Source organism: Tahibacter caeni (assembly GCF_024609805.1).
Lineage (GTDB): Bacteria > Pseudomonadota > Gammaproteobacteria > Xanthomonadales > Rhodanobacteraceae > Tahibacter > Tahibacter caeni.
Genome location: NZ_JANFVR010000305.1, coordinates 1 through 5,706, shown reverse-complemented (window position 1 = coordinate 5,706; position 5,706 = coordinate 1). Strand labels below are relative to the sequence as shown.

The following is a 5,706-nucleotide window of genomic DNA, read 5'->3' as shown; positions in this document are numbered from 1 at the left end:
GCGGGCGATCGGCCTGCTGCCGCGGCGCCTGCGCGGCGCGCTGGCCGGCGGTCCGGCCCACGGCCACGCGGCGCACGATCCCTACGCCTCGCCGTTCTATCGCCACTTCCGCAATCTGGTCGACTGGTGCGTCGCGCACCGGCGCATCGTGATCGCGGCGACGCTCGCACTGTTCGTCGCCTCCATCGTCGGCTTCCGCTTCGTGCAGCAGCAGTTCTTCCCGGACTCGACGCGTCCGGAACTCATGGTCGACATGAAGCTGACCGAGGGCTCGTCGCTCGAAGCGACGGCGACGCAGGTGCGCAAGCTCGAGCAGTGGCTCAGCGCGCGCAACGAGCTCGAGAACTACGTGAGCTACGTCGGCACCGGTTCGCCGCGCTTCTATCTGCCGCTGGACCAGCAGCTGCCGCAGGCCAGCTTCGCCCAGTTCGTGCTGCTGACCAAGGGCCTCAAGGAGCGCGAGAAGCTGCGCGCCGATCTCCTCGCCCTGTTCGAGAGCGACTTCCCCGAAGTGCGCGGCCGCGTGCTGCGCCTGGAGAACGGCCCGCCGGTCGGCTATCCGATCCAGTTCCGCATCTCCGGCGAGGACATCGGCCTCGTGCGCAAGTACGCCCGCGAAGCCGCCGATCAGGTGCGGCGCAATCCGCACATGCGCAACGTCAACCTGGACTGGGACGAGCCGAGCAAGGTCATCCGTCTTGAGATCGACCAGGACCGCGCGCGCGTGCTCGGCGTCAGCTCGCAGGATCTTTCCAACTTCCTGCAAAGCTCGCTGTCGGGCGTGCCCATCTCGATCTACCGCGAGAAGGACGAACTGATCCAGGTGCTGCTGCGCGGCCCCGCCGAGGAACGCGCGCAGCTGTCGCTGCTGGAAAACCTCGCCGTGCCGACGGCGTCGGGCAAGTCGGTGCCGCTGAGCCAGATCGCGCGCCTGCAGTACGCGATGGAGGAAGGCATCATCTGGCGCCGCAACCGCCTGCCGACCATAACCGTGCGCGGCGACACCGACGGCCTGCTGCAGCCACCGACGATTACCGCCCAGATCGAGCCGACGCTCGATGCCGTCCGCGCCAAACTGCCGGCCGGCTATCTGCTGGAAGTCGGCGGCACCGTCGAGGATTCGGGCAAGGGCCAGCGCTCGGTCAACGCCGGCATGCCGCTGTTCCTGTTCGTCGTGTTGACCCTGCTGATGCTGCAGCTGCGCAGCTTCAGCCGCACGATCATGGTGTTCCTGACCGCGCCGCTCGGACTGATCGGCGTGGCGCTGTTCCTGCTCGTGTTCAACGTGCCGTTCGGTTTCGTGGCCATGCTCGGCACGATCGCGTTGTTCGGCATGATCATGCGCAACTCGGTGATCCTGATCGATCAGATCGATCAGGACATCGCCAAGGGCCACGCGCCCTGGGAGGCGATCGTCGATGCGACCGTCCGGCGCTTCCGCCCCATCGTACTGACCGCCCTGGCGGCCATCCTCGCGATGATCCCGCTGTCGCGCAGCGCGTTCTTCGGACCCATGGCCGTCGCCATCATGGGTGGCCTGTTCGTTGCAACGGCGCTGACTCTGCTCCTCCTACCGGCGCTGTACGCGGCCTGGTTCCGGATCAAACGTCCGGCCGCGGACGCCGCTCCGGTCGGCGCATAGGACCCCAGACATGTCATCCGTTCCCGAACTGCAATTGAGTCAATCGTTCAAACTGGCGCAGCGGGCCTTCGCCGCGCTGCTCGACGCGCCGCATTTCGACGCCAGCCTGGCCATGGCCGGGCGTGTACGCATGGCGGCGCTCGACAAGCTGGACCTTGCTCGGCTGACGCGCTGGCTGGCCTGGCAGACCTTCGTGCGCAACCCGCAGGCGCCGGCGCGCATCGAACGCGTCGATCAGCGCCTCGCGGCCGGGGTGCTGCATGCCCGTGCCCGGCTGCCGGCGAACGGACGTCCGGCCCTGTCCGGAACGCCGCGCCGGACAGCGTAAGGTGAGGAATGTCAGGTACTTGCGGTGACTTCCGGCACTACGGAGCGGGGCCCGGAGCCGCCATGCTGAATTTGCCGTAGCGGGCGTCAGCGCCTATGCTTTCGCCCCTTTTCCGCTGGAGTCGCGCCGTGTCCCTGAATGTCGAAAGGGCTCGTTTCAACATGATCGAGCAGCAGGTGCGTCCCTGGGACGTGCTCGACGAACGCGTGCTCGCGGTACTCGCCGACGTGCGGCGCGAAAACTACGTCGACGCGGCGCATCGCCAGCTGGCCTTTGCCGACCTCGAGCTGCCGCTGGCCCACGGCGAAACCATGATGAAGCCGATCGTCGAAGGCCGCGTACTGCAGGCCCTGGATCTGCGTCCGGGCGACAGCGTGCTGGAGATCGGCACCGGTTCGGGCTTCCTGACCGCCTGCCTCGCGCGCCTCGCCGGCGAGGTGCTCAGCGTCGAGCAGCACGCCGACCTTGCCGCGACCGCGCGCGAGCGCCTGCAGCGCGACGGCGCGACGAACGCCAAGGTTGACGTCGCCGAAGCCGTGCTCGCGTTTGAGCCAGGCCGCGAGTTCGACGCGGTCGTGCTGACCGGCGCCGTCTACGCGCTGCCCGAGCGCTTCAGGAGCTGGCTCAAGCCCGGCGGCCGCCTGTTCGCGGTGGTCGGCGAATCGCCGGTGCAGCAGGCCATTGTGTTTACGCGCGACGGCACCACTCTGCGCGAAACCTCTTTGTTCGAAACCGATCTCGCCTACCTGACGAACGCCGCTCCACCCAAGCGGTTCAGTCTGTAACGTTCCCGGCCGAGCGAGTTCGCAACCCTTTTGAGCCTTAATCCAGGACGGCTCCCTTCCAGGAAGCGACAATGACCAAGCGAAACCCGTTCAAGCTGCTGCCCCTGTCACTGGCCATCGCGCTGGTGCCGGCACTCGCCTCGGCCGACGATCTGATCCAGGTGTACGACCTCGCCCGCCAGAACGATCCGGTTCTGTCCGGCGCCGAGGCCCAGCGCCTGTCCACCGGCGAGGGCGTCGATCAGGCGACCGCGCAGCTGCTGCCGCAGATCTCGGCCCTGCTCGATTACAACGACAGCAGCCGCGAGACCTACAGCGCCGGCATCTCCGCCGACGCCGAAGGCAACCTCGGCCCACGCGTCTCCACGAGCAACAGCGACGGTCGCAGCACCACGCTCAGCGGCACCCTGACCCAGTCCATCCTCGACTTCAGCCGCTGGACCGCGCGCAAGGCGGCCAAGGAACTCGCCAACCGCGGCGACTCCCTCTACGTGCAGGCCGAGCAGGATTTGTCGATCCGCGTCGCCACGGCGTACTTCGCCGTGCTGACCGCCGAAGACACCCTGACGTTCTCGCAGGCCGAAGAGAAGGCGCTCGGCCGCCAGCTCGACCAGGCGCAGCAGCGCTTCGAGGTCGGTCTGTCGGCGATCACCGACGTCAACGAAGCCAAGGCCCAGTACGACTCGGCCCGCGCCGCGACGATCAATGCGCAGAATGCGCTCGACGACGCGCACGAAGCGCTGCGCGAGATCACCGCGAAGGAACCCGGTCCGCTGGCGCGCCTGCGCACCGACATCCCGATGCAGGAGCCGGTGCCGAACGACATGGAAGCCTGGGTCAACAAGGCGGTTGCCGAGAACCCGGGCCTCAAGGCGCAGGAATACGCGGTGTCGGCAGCGCAGGCCAACATCAACACGGCACGTTCGGGTCACCTGCCGACCCTGTCGGGCACGGTCAGCTGGTCGCGCAACCCGACCTGGGGCGACGGCGGCAGCAGCCAGTTCCCGGGCACCTTCCACGACAACGGCAAGACCACGACGCACGGCTTCGGCCTGCGCCTGAGCGTGCCGATCTTCACCGGCGGCTACACCCAGTCGCGCGTGCGCCAAGCGGTCTACGACCGCGACGTCGCGCAGGACGCGCTGGAACAGCAGAAGCGCGCGCTCGTGCGCAACACGCGCCTGAACTTCCGCGCCGTCGTCGCCGGCATCAGCGAGGTCGAGGCGCGCAAGCAGGCCGTCGTCTCGGCCAACAGCGCGCTCGAAGCGACCCAGGCCGGCTTCGAAGTCGGCACGCGCACGATCGTCGACGTGCTGCTGTCGCAGCGCCAGCTCTACCAGGCCCAGCGCGACCTGTCCCAGGCGCGTCACAACTTCGTGCTGAACCAGCTGCGCCTGCGCCAGTCGGCCGGCAACGTCGGCCCGAACGACCTGAAGGAAGTCAACGCGCTGCTCGAGTGATCGCGCCGCGCACTTCCGGCAAAGACGAAAAAGCGGGCATTGCCCGCTTTTTTGTTGCCCGCAACCCGCGATCCGTCAGGACCGCTCCGGCGGCAGATGCGCCGCGAGCACGGCCTCGATCGCCGCCATGTTGCGCGCGACGGCGCCGCGCTCGCGCTCGAACACGGCGCGCGCCTGGGCGCCCATGCGGCGCCGGCCGGTCTCGTCGGACAACTGGCGCACGATGGCCGCGCCGAGCGCGTCGGCTTCGGCGATCTGCACCGCGCCGCCCTCGTCGACGAGGCTGGCCGTGATCGCCTCGAAATTGAACGTGTTCGGCCCGACCACGACCGGCACCGACAGCGCAGCCGGCTCCAGCACGTTGTGGCCGCCGATCGGCACGAGGCTGCCGCCGACGAAGGCCACGTCGGAGGCGGCGTAATAGCGCAGCAGCTCGCCGAGGGTATCGATGACGAAGCACTGGCTGACCGTGCCGGCGTGCTCGTCCTCGCTGCGCGTGCGCGTCGTGAAGCCGAGATTGCGGCAGGCCAGCGCGACCGGCCGGAAACGCTCGGGATGGCGCGGCGCGATCAGCAGCAGCGCGTCGGGAAAACGCCGCAGCACCGCCGCGTGCGCCTTGAGCACGGCGAGCTCCTCACCCTCGTGCGTGCTCGCGGCGATCCAGACCGGCCGATGCGGGCCCCAGCGCGCGCGCAGCGAGCGGCCGAGCTCGGCCAGTTCGTCGGGCACGGCCATGTCGAACTTGATGTTGCCGAGGACGGCCAGGCGCTGCGGATCGGCGCCGAGCTCGAGCAGGCGCTGGGCGTCTCCGACCGACTGCGCCGCGACGTAGCAGGCCGAACGGATGGCGACGCGCGCGAGCGGCCGCACCGGACCGTAGCCGCGCAGGCTCTTCTGCGACAGCCGCGCGTTGGCGACGACCAGCGGGATGCGTCGCCGCGCGCATTCGTGGAACAGGTTCGGCCAGATCTCGGTTTCCATGATCACGCCGAGCCGCGGCCGCACGCGATCGAGGAAGCGCGCGACCGACGCCGGCAGGTCGTAGGGCAGGTAGACGTGGAAAACGCGGTCGCCGAACAGCTTCTGCACGCGCTCCGAGCCGGTCGGCGTGATCGTCGTGATGACGAACGGCAGGTCGGCGTGCTCGCGCATCAGCGCCTCGATCAGCGGCACGGCCGCGTTGACCTCGCCGACCGAAACGGCGTGGATCCAGATGCTCTCCCGGTAGCCCGGCGCCGGGAAGAAGCCGAAGCGCTCGCGCCAGCGCCCGAGGTAGCTGCGGTAATGCAGGCCGCGCCGCGCGAGCCGGAACAGGATCACGGGCGTCAGCAGGTACATCACGAACGTGTAGAGGGAGCGCGGGAACACGTAGCCGTATCGTGGCGGGGGCGGCGCAGTATAACGGCGGCGGCCCGCGAGCCCGGCGGGCCGTGCCGCCGACCGCCGGGGCCGCCGCCGACTGCGGCCGCGAGCGGCCGCCGCATTGCGGCT

Annotated in this window: 5 protein-coding genes; 4 read left to right on the top strand and 1 reads right to left on the bottom strand. The window is 69.1% G+C overall.

All coding sequences use genetic code 11. The features are described from left to right. The 4 genes from NON22_RS19360 to NON22_RS19345 all read left to right on the top strand — a co-directional run. Nucleotides 1-1,642: efflux RND transporter permease subunit (locus NON22_RS19360; protein WP_257388611.1), on the top strand; the 1,642-nt coding region annotated here is incomplete at its 5' end. 10 nt (nt 1,643-1,652) lie between these two features. Further along, nucleotides 1,653-1,970 (top strand): hypothetical protein, encoded by a 318-nt coding sequence (locus tag NON22_RS19355; protein WP_257388610.1) that lies wholly within the window; start codon nt 1,653-1,655, stop codon nt 1,968-1,970. 128 nt (nt 1,971-2,098) lie between these two features. Beyond that, on the top strand, nt 2,099-2,755 hold the full coding sequence (locus NON22_RS19350; RefSeq protein WP_257388609.1) for a protein-L-isoaspartate O-methyltransferase family protein: 657 nt from the start codon (nt 2,099-2,101) through the stop codon (nt 2,753-2,755). Between the two features lie 71 nt (nt 2,756-2,826). Then, nucleotides 2,827-4,215, top strand: a complete 1,389-nt coding sequence (locus NON22_RS19345) for a TolC family outer membrane protein (RefSeq protein ID WP_257388608.1) — start codon at nt 2,827-2,829, stop codon at nt 4,213-4,215. A gap of 75 nt (nt 4,216-4,290) precedes the next feature. Here NON22_RS19345 and waaA read toward each other — a convergent pair whose 3' ends face one another. Further along, nucleotides 4,291-5,583, bottom strand: coding sequence for a lipid IV(A) 3-deoxy-D-manno-octulosonic acid transferase (gene waaA, locus NON22_RS19340; protein ID WP_343231951.1), 1,293 nt, complete (start codon nt 5,581-5,583; stop codon nt 4,291-4,293). Between the last annotated feature and the right edge of the window lie 123 nt (nt 5,584-5,706).

Coding starts and splice junctions, on each gene's coding strand:
- NON22_RS19345 (WP_257388608.1), top strand. CDS start 2,827: ATGACCAAGCGAAACCCGTTCAAGCTGCTGCCCCTGTCACTGGCCATC.
- NON22_RS19355 (WP_257388610.1), top strand. CDS start 1,653: ATGTCATCCGTTCCCGAACTGCAATTGAGTCAATCGTTCAAACTGGCG.